Origin of the sequence: Klebsiella sp. LY, from assembly GCF_004010915.1 — a bacterium.
Classification (GTDB): domain Bacteria; phylum Pseudomonadota; class Gammaproteobacteria; order Enterobacterales; family Enterobacteriaceae; genus Klebsiella; species Klebsiella quasipneumoniae.
The window spans coordinates 2,814,242-2,832,248 of record NZ_CP022444.1 but is presented as its reverse complement, the minus strand read 5'-3'; the positions used below and the strand labels follow the sequence as shown (position 1 = coordinate 2,832,248).

Sequence of the window (18,007 nt, the reverse complement as noted above, 5' to 3'; positions counted from 1 at the left end):
ATCACTCTCTAGTACGCCAGTTGAGACCAGAGCGCTATGCCATCGTCAGTCGCGCCAGGTCGTCCATGGCTCCCCGACTTTCTTTGAGGATAGGTTAATGGCTTCCATTACTACCAGTGTCGTGTTGTTGCGCTGGCCCCTGGTGAGCGCAGTACTCATGTTTCTCGCCAGCTCACTGAATATTCAGCTTCGCAAAAGCGATTACGCCGGTCTGGCGGTGATCTGCAGCTGCCTCGGCCTTGCCGCCGCCTGCTGGTTCGCCACCGGTTTGCTCGGCATCACCCTGCTCGATATTGCCAAAATCTGGGGCAATATCAAAGATGTGATGATTGAAGTCATGAGTCAGACGCCGCCAGAATGGCCAATGATGATGACCTGAGGTTAAAAAGCTTCCCGACGGGAAGCTTTTTCGTTTTCTGCAGCTCTTATTTCCCCAATTTCGCCATCATCTCCGGACGCATAAATTTATGGATCACCACCATAAAGAGCAGCGATGGCACCAGCAAAATCAGCGCGGTAATCGACGAGACCTGATAGTTACCCGACATGCTGGCGTTATAGAGCAGCAGCGGCAGCGTAGTGATATCCGGCGCCCCGACGAAGAAGGTGCCGGTAAACTCATCCAACGACTCCAGAAAAACAAAGATGCAGGCGGCAACGATCCCTGGCGCCGCCTGCGGCAGCACGATGTGCCAGAAGGTATACACCGGTCCGGCGCCCAGGTTACGCGATGCCCGCGCCAGCAGCGGGTCGATGGCTGAAAACGCGGCCACACAGATCCACACCGAGTACATCAGACCATGGACGCTATGCACCAGCACCACCCCCGCGATAGTTCCGTTCAAGCCCCACTGGTAAAACAGACGAGCAATATTCATGTATACCGTCAGGTTGGGAAAGGCCTGCGGGAGGAGAAACAGCAGCATAAACAGCACCCGCAGCGGCATTTTCCGCCGGGAAAGCGCATAGCCGGCGGGAACGGAAATCAACAAACAGACCCCCACCGACAGCAGGGCGATCAGTATGCTGGTTAACAGCGAGCTGGAGACATCGCTGTACGGATTGAAAACCTGATACCAGTACTTCAGGCCCCACTGGCTGGGCAGCGAATGGGGAAAATACCAGCTTTCCGCTACGGTCCAGATCAACAGGTTCAGAAGCGGGCCAAACATCGCCAGCAGCATAAACAGCAGCAGCAGGGTCTGCAGCACCGGGCTGGCGTTCACTTTACGGCGTCCTCTTACCCACCATGACGGAGAGGAAGCAAGGTTCAGCGCTTTCATCATTCACCGCCTTTTTGCTGCAGGCTATGGCGCAGGTAAAACCACGACAGCGCGCCGCAGATCGCCAGCGACACCACGCCAAGCGCATTCGCCACCGCGTAATCACCATAGGAATTGACGCGAAACGCCATATCCACGGTCAGCATCGTCGGCGTCCCCACGCCGATCATCAGCGGTACCGACAGCACCGACATCATGGTTACCGTCGACAGCACCAGCGCCACGCCGATGGTCGGCAGGACCTGCGGCAGCATAATATCGAACAGCAGCCGCGGCCGGGAGGCGCCAAGGTTACGTGCGGCGAGGATCTGCGACGGCTCCAGCGCCGCCATCGCTCCGCAGATCAACAGCGTAGCAAAGGCCAGCTGCTTCCAGACAAAGGTAATGACAATTCCCTTCCATCCCAGCCAGGAGAGGGTCTCCAGCGGCCTGACCAGATCGGCCGCCACCAGCGCATTGTTCATCAGGCCATTTTTGGCGAGAAAAGTGCGCATCATCTGAGCGACGACGATAAAAGGAATAAACAGCGGCAGGCGATACAAAAAACCCAGCAGGCGAACAACGGGCCGGCAAGGCGACAGCGCAATCACTGCCGACAGGGTAATGGCGATCAGCGCTAACAACGCCACCGAGATCAGCACGATAAGCAGCGAAAAGAGCACATCGTTGGCGTAAAGCGCGTAGACCTTGCGAAAATGATCGAGGGTGAACGGCTGTCCCGGCGCGGTAAACGCCGAGACCAGCGAAAACCCCAGCGGATACAAAAACAAGATCGCGACCATCAGCGCGGCCGGGGCAACCAGCAGCAAATATTTTAATGAACTGGACATAAAGAACCTGGCGTTGGCACAAGCAAGCGCCCGGGTCGGCGACCCGGGCTGGAAAAAGGGTTAATTGGCCACCTGGCTTTCGTAACCCTCTTTGATATCGTCAAAGTAGGGAGCGATCGGGAAGCTTTTGCCATACTTCGCCAACGCTTCTGGCGAGATTTCGGCAAACAGTTTTTGCCAGGTCGCTGCATCCAGCTTCGGCTTCACCTGCCCGGCGTCGATGCCCGGATACCAGTTGAACTGCTTAACGATCCCCTGCGCCTGCACTTCCGGGCTGGTGGCCAGCGCGATAAAGTCGCGCGCCAGCTGCGGATTCGCCGCTTTCGCCGGAATGACGTAATACATCGGCTGACCCGGCATGCCCGGGGCCAGTAAAGCGAGCTTAATCGATGGCGGCAGCTTGCCCTGATCTTTCCAGCTATAGAACATGTCGACCCATACCGGGCCCATGGCAATCTCTCCCCGACTTAGCATGTCGAGCGTACCAGCGTTGCCCGGAGTGAAAGTGACATTTTTATTGAACGCCTTCAGTTTCTCATAGGCTTGCTGCCAGCCCTTTTCGACGCTTTTATCATAAGGCGCGGAGGAGAGGCGCTCGGCGTCGGTCCCGTAGGCGTAGATCCAGCCCACCACAAAGCTAACGCCGGACATGCCGTTCTTGATGCCGTTATAGCCAAAAGCCTGAGGATGTTTCTGCGTCCAGGCCACCAGCTCGTCATACGACGCCGGTGGCGTATTGACGAGATCGCTGTTCCAGGCGATAGCGGTCTGGCTTAAGAACATCGGCATGACGTATCCGTCGACGTTAACGCCCAGCGCCTGGGTGGCGCTCGGCGAGCTCACCATGCCGCCGGTCTGAATATCCTGGCGATATTTTTGCAGCAATCCCTTTTCCACCTGCTCCCCGCCCGCCTTCTGATGCACCACGGCGACGTCGATATCCCATTGCTGCGCGCCGCTCTCCTGCTGGGCGCTCAGCTTCTCGCTAATTTTATTCGACCCGGCGTCGCCTGGGCCGGTACCGATCACCCGCACCTTGACGCCGGGATGAGCGGCTTCAAATTTTGGCCCCAGCCAGGTTTTCACGTAATCCACCATATTCTGATCGCCCGCGGTGGCGACGTTAAGAAAGGTGTCGGCCTGGGCGCTAACGCTCAGGCAGAGGGTCGTTAAGATCGCTGCTTTCGTCTTAGTAAACATGGATTGTCCCCAGAATGAACACGCTGATATCACTGTGATAGTGGTAAAGGAAAAATATGGAGGGCCGGCATCGGCACATGGAGCCTGACGCGGCTTTTCGTCGGCCAGCACTGAGCGGAGTCGGCCTGCAGCAGGCGGTCATGACAGCGCACGCTGTGGCGATACAGATTGCCCAGAAACGCGCTCTGCTCCACCATCCCCTCCAGGGCGAGCCCTTCCTGCGGCGCGGGCTGCGTTAATTCAGCGAGCGTGGCATCGGCGCTGCGAAAATAAATGACTTTTTCACCCTGCTGAGCAGCGGATAAACCGGATATTGCGGCAGCGGATATTTCATCAGAGGTTATTTTATTATCGGCGCCCATAAAATCAGCGACGAAGGGTGTCGCGGGTCGCTGATATATTTGTTCCGGCGTGCCGGTTTGCTCAATTCGCCCCTGGTTTAATACCGCAATTCGGTCCGCCATCACTAATGCCTCCTGCTGATCGTGGGTGACAATTAATGACGTAAAGCCGAGTTTCTTTTGCAGAGATTTAATTTCATGGCGCACATTGAGCCGCACTTTGGCATCCAGATTAGATAACGGCTCATCCAGCACCAGCACCTGAGGCTCTATCGCCAGCGCCCTCGCCAGCGCCACCCGCTGCCGCTGGCCGCCCGAGAGTTCGGTCACCTTCACGTCAGCCAGCCCGTCGAGATTGACGATCCGTAGCAGCTCCGCCACTCGCCGTGTGATATCCGCCCCGCGCCATTTGCGCAGCTTCAGGCCATAGCCAATATTGCGCGCCACCGTCAGGTGCGGCCACAGGGCGTAGCTTTGAAACACCATGGTGATATTGCGCTGCTCCGGCGCCTGATGGGTGATCGATCGGCTGGCGATGGCGATCTCCCCGCTTTCCACCGGAATAAAACCGCAGAGGGCATTCAGCAGGGTGGTTTTTCCACATCCGGAAGGGCCGAGCAGGGCGATCATCTCCCCCTGTTCGACCGCCAGATCGATATTATGTAAAACCACTTTATCGCCATAACTAATTTTAAGGCCAGAGATCTTTAAATAACTCATATTCGCTACCTGAAAGCGCTGTTGCGGGCATTTTTTATTGGTATGAACACGTGTTCATTTAGCTGTAAAAAAAATGCAACGTTGACTCGACATGATGTGAGCCTACTTTGTCGGGTATTTATGACAATTTAATTAAGCGGCAAAAATTTTTGGCGAGGGTAAATGAAAATAGATGTGCTTGGCTGCGGGAGCGCCTTTTCCTGCACGCAAAATACTTCCGCGTTGCGGGTAATCGACGCGGACAACAAACAGTGGTTAATCGACTGCGGCCCCACCGTTCCCCGCGCGCTCTGGCAGCGCGGCGGCGGGGTCAACGATATCGACGCGATCTACTTCACCCACGTTCATCCGGACCACTGCACCGGTCTGACGGCGCTGCTGAATTACTGGAAAAGCGGCTCCCGCCAGAAGCCGTTGATTATCTACTGCCAGCCGGCGCAGCAGCCGGTGCTCAAGCAGCTGGCCGCGCTGGCGAACTGGCCGCAGGCGGAGCTTGGCTTCACCCTCGACTGGCAAGCGTGTCGCGACGCCTGGACGTGGCAGGACTGGCAGATCCGCACTGCCCCCACCCAGCATGAGCTGAGTAATCGCGCCATCCGTATCACCATTGCCGGGCAGACGCTGTTTTACAGCGGCGATGGCCGGCCGACCGCCGACTCGATGGCCCTGATGGCCGGCGCCGGGCTGGCGTTTCAGGAGTGTGCCTCGGTGGCGGCTCTGGACGATGACGCCTCTCATGGCGATTTCCCCTCTTGCCTGATGCTGTTCAGAACGCTGCAGCTCCCGGCGCTGGGGCTCTATCACTGCGAGGACGCTTCCCTGCCGGCGCTGAAGCAGGCCTGCCAGCCGTGGCCGGGTTTATTCGTTTCCCGGGATGGGCTCGCCTTAACGTTGCCGCGTCCCACGTTTAACGACGAGGCGCATATCCTATGAGCCCTGCACCCCGTAAACCCAGCGTCACCGCCCAGGACGTTGCCCGGCGAGCGGGCGTCTCCCGGGCGGTGGTGTCCCGGGCGTTGAGCAGCAACGGCAGCATCTCTCCCGATGCCCGGGCGCGGGTGTTGCGCGCCGCCGAAGAGCTGGGGTATCAGGTTAATTTCCTCGCCCAGGGGCTGAACCGCCAGCGCAGCCACTTAATCGGCGTGATCGTCTCGCGCATCAGCGATCCTTTTCGCAGCGCCCTGCTTGATGCCCTGCTCAACGAGATCCAACGCCAGGGCTTTCAGGCGCTGGTGAGCGAGATCCATAGCGAGCAGGATCTGGCGCACACCCTGCGCCGTTTCGCTCAGTTTCGCGTCTCCGGAGTTATCGTTACCTCCGGCCAGCCGCCGGAAGCGCTGGTGAACGAGTGCGTTCAGCAGCATATTCCGGTGGTGGGCATTAACCGTCAACCGACGATCCCCGGGGTGGATTATGTCTGCTCTGATAACGCCGCTGGCGCCGAGCTGGCCGCCGACCAGCTGTTGCGCAGCGGCTGTCGGCGCTTCGGCTGGCTCAATATTCACCCTTCCACCTGGGCCGGACGCATGCGCGGGGAAGCGTTCAGCCGGGCGCTACAGACGCGCGGAGTGGACATCGAACGCGACCTGGCGCACCTCGCCTGTCCGGAAGAGGGCTACGTCGGCGGTGAGCAGGCCGCGGCGCTCGCTGGCGAGGTGCCTGAGGGGATCTTTTGCGCCAATGCCCAGCTTGCCTGTGGCTTTCTCGATGGAATGCGCCAGCGCGGCAAACAGGCGCCTGAGGATTACCAGCTGATTGGTTTTGATAACACGCCGCCGACCGCGCAATATAGCTACCAGCTCACCACCCTACATCAGGATGTGGCGGCGATTTCCCGCCAGGCGCTTACCCGGCTGCAGGAGCGCGCCGCCGACCCTTTACAACCTTCACGCACCACCTGGGTGGAGGTGACATTAATTCACCGGCGCACGTCGCCCTTTGTTATCTGAGAGCAGGACTATGACGGAAGCACAACGAGAGTCATTATGCGCCTTGATTCGCCAGGCTGGCGCCCACGCCCAGGCGCTGCGCGATGCGGGATTACAGGTCGATAAAAAATCGCGCCAGGACTTTGTGTCCCAGGCGGATCTCGCGGTAGAACAACAGATTAAAGGCTGGCTGCAGGCCCATTTTCCCCAAGAGGGTTTCCTCGGCGAGGAGAGCGGTTTTGCTGGCGATGAACAGACCGTCTGGGTGCTCGACCCTGTCGATGGCACCACCAACTTTATCCTCGGTATGGATTACTGGTGTATCTCGCTGGCGCGAGTATGCCAGGCCGAGCTGACGCTTGGCATTATCTACGCTCCCGATCGCGATGAGTTGTTCTTCGCCGGCCGCGGCGAAGGCGCGTATCTCAACGGCCAGCGTCTGACGCTACGCGAACCGGATCCGGATGCGGTGGTGGTGGGTATGGGCCGTTCCAGCCGCGCCCCGGCCAGCGACTACGCCCAGGCCATCGCGACCCTGCTCGACGCCGGCCTGGAATATCGCCGCTTCGGCGCGGGGGCCCTGATGCTGGCGCATGTCGCCGCCGGCCAGCTCCATGCCTATTATGAAGCGCATATGAACAGCTGGGACGCGCTGGCAGGCATGCTGTTGATTGAGGAGGCGGGGGGAAAGTGCAATGCGTTTCTCGCCAATGAGGGTCTGCGGCGAGGCAACCTCGTGCTGGCGGGCTGCGCAAGCGTCCAGCCGCGGCTGGCGGCCCTGCTGGCGAAATAACGCCACGCCGCCGGCGGCTGGCCGGCGGCGTGGACTGACTACCGCCAGGGTTCGCTGCGGGGAATATTATTCGGACAGCGCTTAATTGCGCAAAAGGACTGGTAAAAACAGGAGTCAGACCGCTCGCCGCCGGCATGGTATGGGCAAGATGGCCGCTCACGTAATTTTTCCCATTGCGCCTCATCGTACACCGTAATATTGTAGATTTTTAATGAATGATACTGGTCATTAATTAAAACTCTCGAGGAATAGAGCTTCATCGACTCGCCGGGCAGCAGGATCACATCGGCCTCGTACCACATGATAAATTTTAAGAAACGCAGACTGGATATTGCCGAGAAGGCGATGCCGGATTGCGGGCAGATCAGAGTATTAAGAATAGTCCATTTCATATTCCTTCCTTATACAGATGCTACAAATTGTTACCGTATATAGTGATAGCATTCATTATTATAAACCGCAAGCGTCCCTGACAATTATGTGACTTAAGACAATTCCTAACAACACAACCCATTATTAGTAAGGTTTCATTTTCCTCTCAAAATTTATGATTAGGCCCGATAAAAAACAGCCAAATTAACCTTAAAAAAGAAAATATAATAAAAAATAAGATAATATAAACTTAATTGACAATACGTCTTAGTCCCTCTGGATGAGGCCTCAGTCATTGGTATTAGATGATGCAGCACTGAGCATTACCCGCGGTTGTCAAGAAAAGAGGACCGTAGCAGGCAGCTATTTATTGCGCGGTTACCTCGTCGTACGTCACCAGCTCCGCGAGGCCCTCAGACCGCGCTCGGGTAAATGTCGCGGGTGTCCCGCCAGATCGCATTCCTTAGCGATAATATCGACATAGCGATTGAGCATATTCTGCTCAATCGCTATGTCGGAAGACAGTCCACAGAATATTGCCACGCCGGTCTAACAAGCCCCGCTGAGGCCCTACCAGGTTTTGCCGATATTAAACTGAAACTGTTCTGCTTTATCACCATCGTACTTTTTAAACGGCTCTGCCCAGGAGAAGACCAGTGGACCAAGGGGAGACATCCACTGCACGGCAATCCCCGCGGAGAGACGAATATGACTCGGATCGCCGTAGTCAGGGATACCTGCCGCCAGCGTCTGCGCGGTGTTGTGCCAGGAGGTGCTCCAGACCGTCCCCGCGTCAACAAACAGCGAGGTTCGCAGACTATCGGCGTATTTGTCATTCACAAAGGGGGTTGGAATGATAAATTCGCTGTTCAGCACCGCCATGGCATTCCCGCCGACCGCATCAGACGAGGCGTCCAGCGGGCAGGCGCTATAGCTGCTTTCGCTACCATTGCAGCGGTAATAAGCCGCTTTAGGCCCAATGGTGTTAGAAGAGAAGCCGCGCACCGACGACGAACCGCCAGCGTAAAAATTATCGTAGAACGGCACACTTTTGCCGTCTAACCCGCCGGCATAGCCTGCGCGCAGGCGTTCCATCCAGACCCAGCGCTTGTTTTCGCTCAGCGGCAGATACTGGGCGGTGTCAAAAGAGAGTTTGTAGTAGTTATTATCCGAACCGGGGAGCGTCACTTTACCGCTCAGGCTGCTCTTGTTTCCCGCACGCGGGAAGAAGCCGCGATCGAGATCGTTGTAGCCCCATCCAAGACTCACAAAATAATCGTTGGCGCTATATTTTGCGCCACTGTCGCCATCTTTCGTCACCACGCTGGGCTCGATTCCCCGAGAGCTGAGGTAGCGCCAGGTCGTCAGCTCCGGATCCATATTGGTCAGGCGATTATGGACATAATCCAGCCCCAGGTTCAGGGAGTTATTTTCGCTAATGGGAAACCCTAGCGTACTGCCTAAGCCATAGCTCTGCTGGTTATAGCTCCCGGCATCCGCATCGGAAGCATCATAGCTGTTATAAAAAATCTTTCCGCCCAGGCTGATGCCATCAACGGTAAACCACGGGTTCGTCGCCCCCAGTTCAAGATAAGACTGATAGCTGTTGCGCGTCCCATTGAAGCTCACGCTATTGCCCGTACCCAGCCAGTTATCCTGCGTCACGCCAAGCTGATAGCTCACGCCGCTATCCGTACCAAATCCCAGGCCCACGTTGAATGAGCCGGTGTTGCGCTCCTTCACCTTGTAGACCACATCGACCTGATCCGCCGTTCCATTGACCGGAACGATCTGCTGTTCAACGTTCTCAAAAAAACCCGTTCGATCAAGACGTACTTTCCCTTGCTCGACTTTTTCGTTGTTGAGCCACGCCCCTTCCATTTGGCGCATTTCACGACGTAACACCGCGTCCCGGGAGGTGTCGTTACCGGAAAAGCGGATCTGGCGTACCGAGTAACGGCGGCCGGCGTTGACCTGAATATGCAGCGTCACACGATGATGCGCGTCATCGATTTCCGGCGTGGTCGTCACCTGCGGCCAGGCATAACCATACTTACCAAAACGCTTTTTGATCTCATTTTCAACCGTGGTGACTTGCGCCCCGCTATACCATGCCCCCGCCAGCGGCTGGGCAAGGGCCTCGATCTCCGGTCCATGCTGCGCCAGGTCGCCTGTCACCTGAGTTCGGTCGACCTGATAACGTTCGCCTTCATTGAGGGTGATGGTGATATACAGGGATTTTTTATCTGGCGTCATACTGACCTGCGTGGACTGGATCGCAAAGCGCGCATAGCCGCGATCGAGATAAAAACTGCGCAGCGTTTCCAGATCGGCTTCCAGCTTCTGTTTCTGATATTTTTTATCCGCTACCACATTCCACCACGGCACATTATCGCGTAGCTGAAGCTGGTCCAGGAGCGTCTCTTCCCGAAACGCCTGATTACCGATAATGTTTATTTGTGCGATTTTCGCCGATACGCCTTCCTGAAAGACGAACGTTAAGTCAACGCGATTACGCGGTAACGGTGTCACCACAGCGTGAACCTGCGCGCTGTATTTCCCCGCGCTGTAATAGAAATCCTGCAACCCCTTTTCTATTTCGCTAAGCGAATTTCGATCCAGTGCGCTACCTGCTGAAATACCTGTCGCGGTGAGATTTTCCTTTAACGCATCATCCTTCACCGACTTATTCCCGGAAAAACTGATGCTGGCAATAGTGGGCCTCTCCTTAACCTGCACCACCAGCGTTTTCCCATCGCGCAGGATCTGCACATTCTCGAAATTGCCGCTCGCATACAGCGCGCGCACTGCCTCGCTGACTTCCTCTGCCGTCACCGCTTCTCCCGCGTGCAACGGCATACTTAATAGCGCCGCCCCGACGGTCACGCGCTGCAGCCCTTCAAAACGGATATCATCAACTTGATATGAGGTTGCGGCGTACAGCGTTAAAGGAGTAATCAATAATCCGCTGATGATATGAGTCTTTTTTAACATGAATGTGTCGTCTACGAGATAATGAGCAATAGCAGTTATCTGCTGGCGTTGAGCTTATTTGTTCAGGATGCGTATCTAAGATATGCGACAGAAATAACCTGAGCGAGGCGCAGAATTACATGCAATTATGGCGACAAAATGGAGAAAAAAAGGATGTTAAATCATGTTTAAAAATATATTTAATGATGGAACTTTTCCTGAACGCCGTGGTTCTAATGGCCAACACCAGAGCTATATTTAGATTTACCTGAACGGTCTTTATTGAAAAAGCCCCCTTTCTTGCTAATGGAAAGGGGGAAGGATCTCGTTAGGAATGTTGTTCTCTGGAATCACCAGGAACAGGCACAATCATATTCTTAAAGCCAGCAGATATAATGAAGAGAAATTGAATAAATTATGCAATCGACATCACAACATTTTATCTTGTATTCACCACCAGACGCCGATGGCGAACATCTCCATATTTTCCTCAAAATAGCAGAATACAGTAGGGACGCCTTATCAAGGCATCAAGGAAAGTCTATCGTTATCTACAATAGCCAAGCAGTGGCGCCTCGCCAGGGAAGGTGAGGCATAGGCTTCACCATCCTGCCGCCTCCCATCATCAATCACAGGGAATCGCGTATGACACGCTTACTTAAAACGATGTTACCTATCATTCTCTGCACCCTCGTTGGGTTATCGTTCGCTTCACCCACGCAGGCTGCCTCCAGTCTGCCGATTGTTCTCCCCGCGCTAACATGCGATGCGCTAAGCGCTACCGACTTCAGCGCCGCCGTTGGCGCAAAGGTCACTATCAACCACACTGAAATGCAGACCTCTGCGCAGGGAAGCTGGTGCAAGGTGAGCGCCACTATCGCCCCCCAGATTGGCGTGCAGATTGCCCTGCCGACCCAGCGCTGGAGTCAACGTTTCTTGCAGGTCGGCTGCGGCGGACTGTGCGGGAGTATTAACCTGAGTCTGTCGAATGCCAGCGGCTGCCTACCGGCAATGAACGGCGAGTTTGTGGTGGCAGCAACCGATATGGGGCACCATGGCAGTATGATGGATGCGTCATGGGCAGAAGATCCGCAAAAGCGCATCGATTTTGCCTGGCGCGCCAACCACCTGACCGCAGTGCTGGCCAAAGCGGTGATGCAGACGCTTTACCGCCAGCCGCCAAAGTACGCGTACTTTATGGGCTGCTCAGACGGCGGTCGCGAAGCATTGATGGAAGCGCAGCGCTTTCCGCAGGATTTTGACGGTATCAGCGCTGGCGCGCCAGCGGCCTTTTTCCAGTTTCAGAACTCCTTCTTCCACGGCTGGAATGTGGCCGCCAATCAGCGTCCGGACGGTACCGCTATCTTGTTGAAAGATCGCTTACCTTTGATTCACCAGGCCATACTGGCTCACTGTCCGACGCTTTCCGGCGTGCAGGACGGCATCCTGCAAAACCCCTATGCCTGTCAGTTCTCTGAGACTTGGCTCCCCCGCTGTCCTGCCAACGCTCAGGACCGTTCCGCCTGCCTGACACAGGAAGAGATTGAGGTAGTGAAAAAGCTCTACCGCGGCGCTTACGACAGCCACGGCGCCCAGTTCGTCGCTGGCGGTCTTCCGCTGGGCTCCGAGCTACGCTGGCCGGTGCCGGAGACGCCGACCGGCCACTCAATGTCGGAAATGATGGTACTACCGGCTCTGCAATCCGTGCTCCTGCCGGGAGGAAAACAGAAGATCCAATCGATGCGGGATTTCCCACTTAATCAGCAGAATTTTGACGCCGTCGCTCAACTGGCACCGCTCTATAATGCGGCAAATACCAATCTTCATGCCTATCAGCAGCGCGGCGGCAAGCTTATCCTCTGGCACGGTCTGGCCGATGACTCCGTCAGCCCAGCCTTTTCTATCGCCTATTACCGCGGCGTAGAAGCAGAGATGGGCCATGCCGCAACGGATTCCTTCCTGCGGTTATTCCTGCTGCCTGGGGTAGCACATTGCGGTAATGGCGAAGGTTACGATCAAATTGATCTCCTTACCCCGCTGATGCGCTGGACCGAGGAAGGCATCGCGCCGCAAGAGATTATGGCCGGCAAACGGGCGCCAGCCGCCGCCAGGCTGCCGCCGATGACAGAAAAACCAGATGCCCAAACGCAGTTTCACGGCGTGCAGAAAGTCAGTCAGCCTTACGCTGACGCCGCTCCAGCCGTTATCGCAACGCGTCCGGTGTATCCCTTCCCGGCCATTGCCCGTTATAACGGGCACGGCAACGTGAATGACGGCGAAAATTATCATGCAGAGCAATCAACCGCGTTTGGTCATCTGCAGGTGGCAAAACCCGCCAGCGACTTTATTGGCCCTGATAACCAAAAAAATTATCAGGTTCGCCACGGCGAGCTCACCGTTCAATAAATCCAGGGCTCCTCATTGAGGAGCCCTTCGTTTTTGGGATTGGCCTCAATCATGCATAGCAAAACGCTCCAGCAATCGGTGTTAAGCGACCTGCTCTTGTGGATCGATAATAATCTGGATAAGAAACTGACCGTCGACGATCTGAGCGATATCTCTGGTTATTCCCCCTGGCATTTGTTTCGGCTCTTCCGTCATTATTTTGATCGATCGCCGATGGAATATATCCGCCAGCAGCGCATGTCGCTCTGTCGCCGTTTATTGCTGACGACGCCTGGTTACCGTATTGTCGATATTTGTATTATGGTTGGTTATGACGATCTCAGTGCGTTTAATCGTACCTTCAAAAAATATCATGCGCTCACCCCCACTCAATATCGTCATCAGGTCACCCGGCAAAAATAAGGAAGGTCCCCCTCCTCCGCATCGCTGCGGTTGGGAATGGAAGGGGGACAGGGGGGTATTGCAGAAGGGAAATAGCAGGGTGCTATTATCGAGCCCGATCGGGATCAACGACCTTGCGCGACGGAAATCAGTATAAAAGGATATTTTGAGCTAATAATGTAGAGGGCGTGAAGATTTTGTCACCATTTATAATTGTCTCCACCGCTCTCATCTGAAATAAAAAAACCGGGCCGCGCTGCACCCGGTTTCATTCTCACCAGCACCATCAGAAGTGAGTATTTACGCTCACAAAGAAGGTCCGCCCCGATTCGTTATAGGTCTCGGCACCCGCGCCATACAGATAAGCTCCCGTCGTCGCGTTGCCGGTCGTTTGCGCATTCCCTGCCCGATAGTGGCGGATATCAAACAGGTTATCTATCCCGCTGGTGAAGCTCAGGTTTTTGTTCACATCCCAGGTCGCACTGAGACCAACAATACTGTATGGGCTGACTTCGTTTAATTCGCTGCCGCTGACCGCCTCGCCCTTATAATTAAAGCGTTTTGGTTTCTGTCGGCCATACCAGGTAAAGGTGCTCTGCAGAGAGAGATCTTCACGGACCTGCCAGCTCAAAGTCGAGTTCAGGGTAAACTGCGGGATCACTGACAGTCGGTCGCCTGTCGTCTTATTCTTGCTCTGCAGCATCCATGTCAGGTTATTGCTCCAGTTAACCGTCTCCCCCATCGGAAGATTCAACGTTCCTTCCAGGCCTTCCACTAACGCCTTTGGTACGTTTTCCCACTGATAGATATTGGTGGTGCCGTTGCTGGCAGTGCCCACCGCCGCGTACCCTGACTCAATCTTGTTGTGATAGTCGTTACGGAACCAGGTGATTCCCGCCTGATAGCCCTCATGCTTATACTCAAGACCAATCTCTTTATTAACGCTGGTCTCCGCTTTCAGGTCGCTATTCCCCATCAGATAGCAGGCGGAACTACTGGCGTAACAGCCTTGACCGTTGCTGTAGAGAATATAGTTCGGGTTCAACTGGTAGAGGTTAGGCGCCTTGTAAGCGCGGGCAATGCCCAGCTTCAGCGTCCAGTCGTCCGTCAGCTCCTGGGACAGGTTCAGTGAGGGGCTCCAGTTATTGCCGACGATGCTGTGGTGGTCGAAGCGCAGAGCGGGTGTCAGCATGGTGCTGTCCGTTAGCGCCATATTATCTTCGGTAAACAGCGAGAAGATCTCGGCGCTGGAGTACGGGCTACGACCGGTAGCCGATACGCCATTGATAGCACCGTAAGAGAGCGCCTGGGTTGTCGATACGCCATCTTTCATCCGCTGCTGATTCCATTCTGTCCCCAGCGTCAGATTCTGATCGACCCCCAGCGTAAACGGAATATTCACTTCGCTATGTAGCAGAACATCGGCCAGATCGATATCTGAAAACTCGCTACTGGAGAAGATCCCTTCCGTCCCCCCCGCCAGCCCTTCATTCATTCGCGAGTTGCGGGTGTGTTCGTACTGGGCATAGCTGTTGCTGGTCACGCCATTATCCCAGCCGCCGGTCCATGTCACGCCATAAGTTTGCCGGTAGAGACGGTTAGTCTCTTTCCCGTACATGCTCTTCACCAGCGTACTGGTATTGGTGTTTTGTGTGTCGCCGGCATAGAGGTTGCCCTGTCGGCTGTAGCCGGCCTCAAACTCCAGGGCCTGCATCGGGGCGAACTCCCAGCGCAGCTTACTGTGAATATCTTTGTTCACCACCCCTTCACGCCCGGCAGGATAAGAGCCCGCGTAGGAGCCTGTACGCTCGGCTTCATGCCCGGCGTTAATGTCCTGAGCATCGGCCTGGGTTTTACTCAGATTACCCCAGAGATTGAAGCTGACACTGTCTGACAGCGGACCATTGAGGCTAAAGTTGGTACGTTTCGTCGACCCTTCTTTACGATGCTGCGGAGCATTCATATAGGTATTCCACGACCCATGCCATTCAGGCGTGGTCGGTTTGGTCACGATGTTGACGACCCCGCCCATCGCGCCATTACCATAGCGCGCCGCCGCCGGGCCGCGGATCACATCGATATGATCGATCATCTCTGCCGGCACCCAGTTGGTATCGCCACGGGAATCACGATCGCCGCGCCAGCCAAACCGCACCGAGTTACGGCTGGTGACCGGTTTTCCATCGACCAGCACCAGAGTGTTCTCTGGTCCCATCCCACGGATATCAATTTGCCGGTTGTTGCCTCGCTGACCGCTGGTGGAGTTACCGGTCAGATTGACTCCGGGTTGCGTGCGAATTAACTCCGACACATCGCGGGCGGGGGGATGTTTGCGAATCTCGTCCGCAGTAATGGTCGACACGCCCGGCGCCTGCAGGTTCTGCCTGGCGGCAGTCACCACCATCGTTTCCTCGTGATGTTCAGCAGTGGGGGTGCTCTCGTCAGACGTCGATGGTTCGATAACGCTCTCTGTCGCCTGCAGCGGCACGCTACAGGCAAACAGAGGAATGGCGATCCCCAGTGGGAAGAGAGACGTGTATTTCATAGAATATGCCCTGTTTTCTGTTGCTGTCGGGCATAACGCCTTCCCCAATTGAAAAAACAATGGGATAAAATACTTGCCTCAGCGCCTCGCCAGATTTTGGCGCAGGTCAGCGCCTTCCCGGCATTAATGGGAATAAGAAGACAGCGTGAGGCATAATAAAATTAAGTGCCCTGTTTCATCATTAGAGAAAAAGCGCTGCGCGCTATTCTTTGATAGCGTAATCCAGACAGCGTGTCATTAGAGTAATGTGCCGTGTTACGGTAATAAAAATGAGATTCATTATCAAGATGATAATAATCAATATCAGAGAAAAATAAAATAACATTTACCAATCAGCTGGTTACCAAAAAACAAACGGAAGAGAATAAAGTAAAAATAAAATCATCACTTTCTATTCATCATTAAAAAAACATATTTTTATCATATTATCTCCATAGTTAAATTAAAGACAAAAGCACATTAATAGTAAGTAATACTATTTGCGAAAGACTCTTTGTCGGTATCGTTACACCTTTTCCCCCATGTCCTACCCAGCTAACGGCGGCCGTTCTGCTAAAATAAACACATCCCCCTGCGGAGTGCTCCTCCATGAACGCCAACTCGCTATCACGCCTGTTTATCGCCTGGCTTACCTGCCTCGCGACGCTGTTATTCGCCCCTTTTCTGCCGGCGGCGGAGGCGGAAATCGCGCCGCCGGTGGCAACCGAAGACAATACGCTGTCGATCCATATCGACGACATGCTGCAGCCGTGGAAAGGCGATCTGCCCGGCATGCTCGATCGGCGCACCATCCGGGTATTAACCACCTACAGCAAGACCTTCTTTTTTATTGATAAAGGCACCCAGCGCGGGGCAACGCACGACATTTTTATCGCGCTGGAAAACGATCTGAATAAACAGCTGGCGAAAGATAAAAAGCTAAAACAGCGCCACCTGAAGCTGCACATCGTTTTTGTGCCGGTCAGTCGGGATAATCTCTTTACCGCGCTTAATGAAGGTAAAGGGGATATCGCCGCCGCCAACCTGACTATCACGCCCTCGCGGGAAGCCCAGGTCGATTTCGCCCAACCGCTCTACAGCAACGTGAAAGAATTACTGATCTCCGGCCCGGCATCGCCGAAGGTCGACAGTCTGGAGCAGCTCTCCGGTCAAACGGTCTTTGTTCGCCGCTACTCCAGCTATTACGAAAGTCTGCAAGCGCTGAACGCCCGATTTGCCAGCGAGTCACGACCGCCGGTTACCCTGGAAGCGGCGCCGGAAGCGCTGGAGGATGAAGATCTGCTGGAAATGCTCAACGCCGGGCTGGTGCCGTTGATCATCGTCGATCAGCATAAAGCGGTTTTCTGGAAACAGGTATTTCCGAAAATCCAGGTCCATGACAACGTGGTGCTGCGCGACGGCGGCAACATTGCGTGGGCGGTACGCCAGGACAGCCCGCAGCTGCTGGCGCTGCTGAACAACTTCGTGAAAAAGAATCGTCAGGGCACCACGCTGGGTAATACCCTGCTGCTGCGTTACCTGAAAAATGCCCAATATGTTAAAAATGCCGCAGCGAGTAAGGAACGGCGCAAGTTCCTCGCCATGGTGGACGTCTTCCGTAAATATGGCGATCGCTATGATGTCGACTGGCTGCTGATGGCGGCCCAGGGATACCAGGAGTCGCGGCTGAACCAGTCGGTTCGAAGCCACGTTGGCGCCGTCGGGGTGATGCAGGTGATGCCCCGCACCGGAAAAGAGCTGAAGGTGGGCGATATTAAACAGCTGGATCCCAATATTCATGCTGGCGTGAAATATATGCGCTGGATGATAGATCGTTACTATGCTGATGAGCCCATGACCCGGCTGGATAAAGCGCTATTTGCCTTTGCCTCCTACAACGCCGGTCCGGCGCGTATCGCCCGCCTGCGCACCATGACCAAACAGCGCGGGTTTGATCCAAACGTCTGGTTCGGTAACGTCGAAAATCTGGCGGCAGAAAAAATCGGCGCGGAAACGGTGACCTACGTCAGCAATATCTATAAGTATTACATCGCCTATCGGCTGATCGTCGATGACATGGCCCGCAAACAGAAAGCGACGGCGGCGCCGCGGCAGGAGCCGGTGGCGCCGCCAGCCAAACCGCAGCCCAGCGTGGCGATGCCCGCGACCGCTCAGGTGCCCGCGGCCTGAAGCGCTTGCGGCCAGCGGTCAAAACCACTTCTGAGGCGGTGGTGAAATAATCATAAAAAAAGCCCC

14 protein-coding genes are annotated in these 18,007 nt (G+C 55.3%); 7 read left to right on the top strand and 7 right to left on the bottom strand.

Features of this window, described 5'->3' with window-relative positions:
• Positions 1–97: 97 nt before the first annotated feature.
• The gene (locus CE636_RS16715) at positions 98–379 is read left to right on the top strand and encodes a YjcB family protein (protein WP_002885064.1); all 282 of its coding nucleotides are present in this window, start codon (positions 98–100) and stop codon (positions 377–379) included.
• Between the two features lie 46 nt (positions 380–425).
• Here the strand turns inward: CE636_RS16715 and CE636_RS16710 are convergent, their stop codons facing one another.
• Genes CE636_RS16710 through CE636_RS16695 form a run of 4 tightly spaced genes read right to left on the bottom strand, consistent with a single transcriptional unit; the run spans position 426 to position 4,374 of the window.
• Entirely contained in the window at positions 426–1,283 is an 858-nt protein-coding gene (locus CE636_RS16710) for an ABC transporter permease (RefSeq protein WP_004206327.1), read from the bottom strand.
• Positions 1,283–2,113, bottom strand: a complete 831-nt coding sequence (locus CE636_RS16705; RefSeq protein ID WP_004206325.1) for an ABC transporter permease — start codon at positions 2,111–2,113, stop codon at positions 1,283–1,285. Before CE636_RS16705 ends, CE636_RS16710 begins: the two co-directional genes overlap by 1 nt.
• Positions 2,114–2,173: 60 nt before the next feature.
• Positions 2,174–3,313: an extracellular solute-binding protein gene (locus CE636_RS16700; protein ID WP_004206323.1), complete on the bottom strand. Its 1,140-nt coding sequence runs from the start codon at positions 3,311–3,313 to the stop codon at positions 2,174–2,176.
• 29 nt (positions 3,314–3,342) lie between these two features.
• Positions 3,343–4,374 carry an ABC transporter ATP-binding protein gene (locus tag CE636_RS16695; RefSeq protein ID WP_004206321.1) on the bottom strand — a complete coding sequence of 344 codons (1,032 nt, stop codon included), beginning with the start codon at positions 4,372–4,374 and terminating at the stop codon, positions 3,343–3,345.
• 162 nt (positions 4,375–4,536) lie between these two features.
• Here CE636_RS16695 and CE636_RS16690 point away from each other — a divergent pair, with 162 nt between their 5' ends.
• From CE636_RS16690 to CE636_RS16680, 3 genes are read left to right on the top strand one after another with little or no spacing between them, the layout of a single operon-like run.
• Positions 4,537–5,307, top strand: coding sequence for an MBL fold metallo-hydrolase (locus CE636_RS16690; protein WP_004206319.1), 771 nt, complete (start codon positions 4,537–4,539; stop codon positions 5,305–5,307).
• Entirely contained in the window at positions 5,304–6,323 is a 1,020-nt protein-coding gene (locus CE636_RS16685; RefSeq protein ID WP_004206317.1) for a LacI family DNA-binding transcriptional regulator, read from the top strand. Before CE636_RS16690 ends, CE636_RS16685 begins: the two co-directional genes overlap by 4 nt.
• A gap of 10 nt (positions 6,324–6,333) precedes the next feature.
• Entirely contained in the window at positions 6,334–7,095 is a 762-nt protein-coding gene (locus CE636_RS16680; protein WP_017900109.1) for an inositol monophosphatase family protein, read from the top strand.
• Positions 7,096–7,133: 38 nt separating this feature from the next.
• Here CE636_RS16680 and iraM read toward each other — a convergent pair whose 3' ends face one another.
• Positions 7,134–7,487, bottom strand: coding sequence for an anti-adapter protein IraM (iraM, locus tag CE636_RS16675; protein WP_004206315.1), 354 nt, complete (start codon positions 7,485–7,487; stop codon positions 7,134–7,136).
• 550 nt (positions 7,488–8,037) lie between these two features.
• Positions 8,038–10,461, bottom strand: a complete 2,424-nt coding sequence (gene bamA / locus CE636_RS16665; RefSeq protein ID WP_017900110.1) for an outer membrane protein assembly factor BamA — start codon at positions 10,459–10,461, stop codon at positions 8,038–8,040.
• Positions 10,462–11,085: 624 nt separating this feature from the next.
• On the opposite strand from bamA, the gene CE636_RS16655 reads away from it, so the two are divergent.
• Positions 11,086–12,846 carry a tannase/feruloyl esterase family alpha/beta hydrolase gene (locus tag CE636_RS16655; protein WP_017900111.1) on the top strand — a complete coding sequence of 587 codons (1,761 nt, stop codon included), beginning with the start codon at positions 11,086–11,088 and terminating at the stop codon, positions 12,844–12,846.
• A gap of 33 nt (positions 12,847–12,879) precedes the next feature.
• Positions 12,880–13,248 (top strand): helix-turn-helix transcriptional regulator, encoded by a 369-nt coding sequence (locus CE636_RS16650; protein WP_017900112.1) that lies wholly within the window; start codon positions 12,880–12,882, stop codon positions 13,246–13,248.
• 265 nt (positions 13,249–13,513) lie between these two features.
• On the opposite strand, the gene CE636_RS16645 is transcribed toward CE636_RS16650, so the two are convergent.
• On the bottom strand, positions 13,514–15,772 hold the full coding sequence (locus CE636_RS16645) for a TonB-dependent siderophore receptor (protein ID WP_017900113.1): 2,259 nt from the start codon (positions 15,770–15,772) through the stop codon (positions 13,514–13,516).
• A 588-nt stretch (positions 15,773–16,360) separates the two neighbouring features.
• Between CE636_RS16645 and CE636_RS16640 the strand changes: the two genes are divergently transcribed.
• On the top strand, positions 16,361–17,941 hold the full coding sequence (locus CE636_RS16640; protein ID WP_017900114.1) for a lytic transglycosylase F: 1,581 nt from the start codon (positions 16,361–16,363) through the stop codon (positions 17,939–17,941).
• The last annotated feature ends 66 nt before the right edge of the window (positions 17,942–18,007 follow it).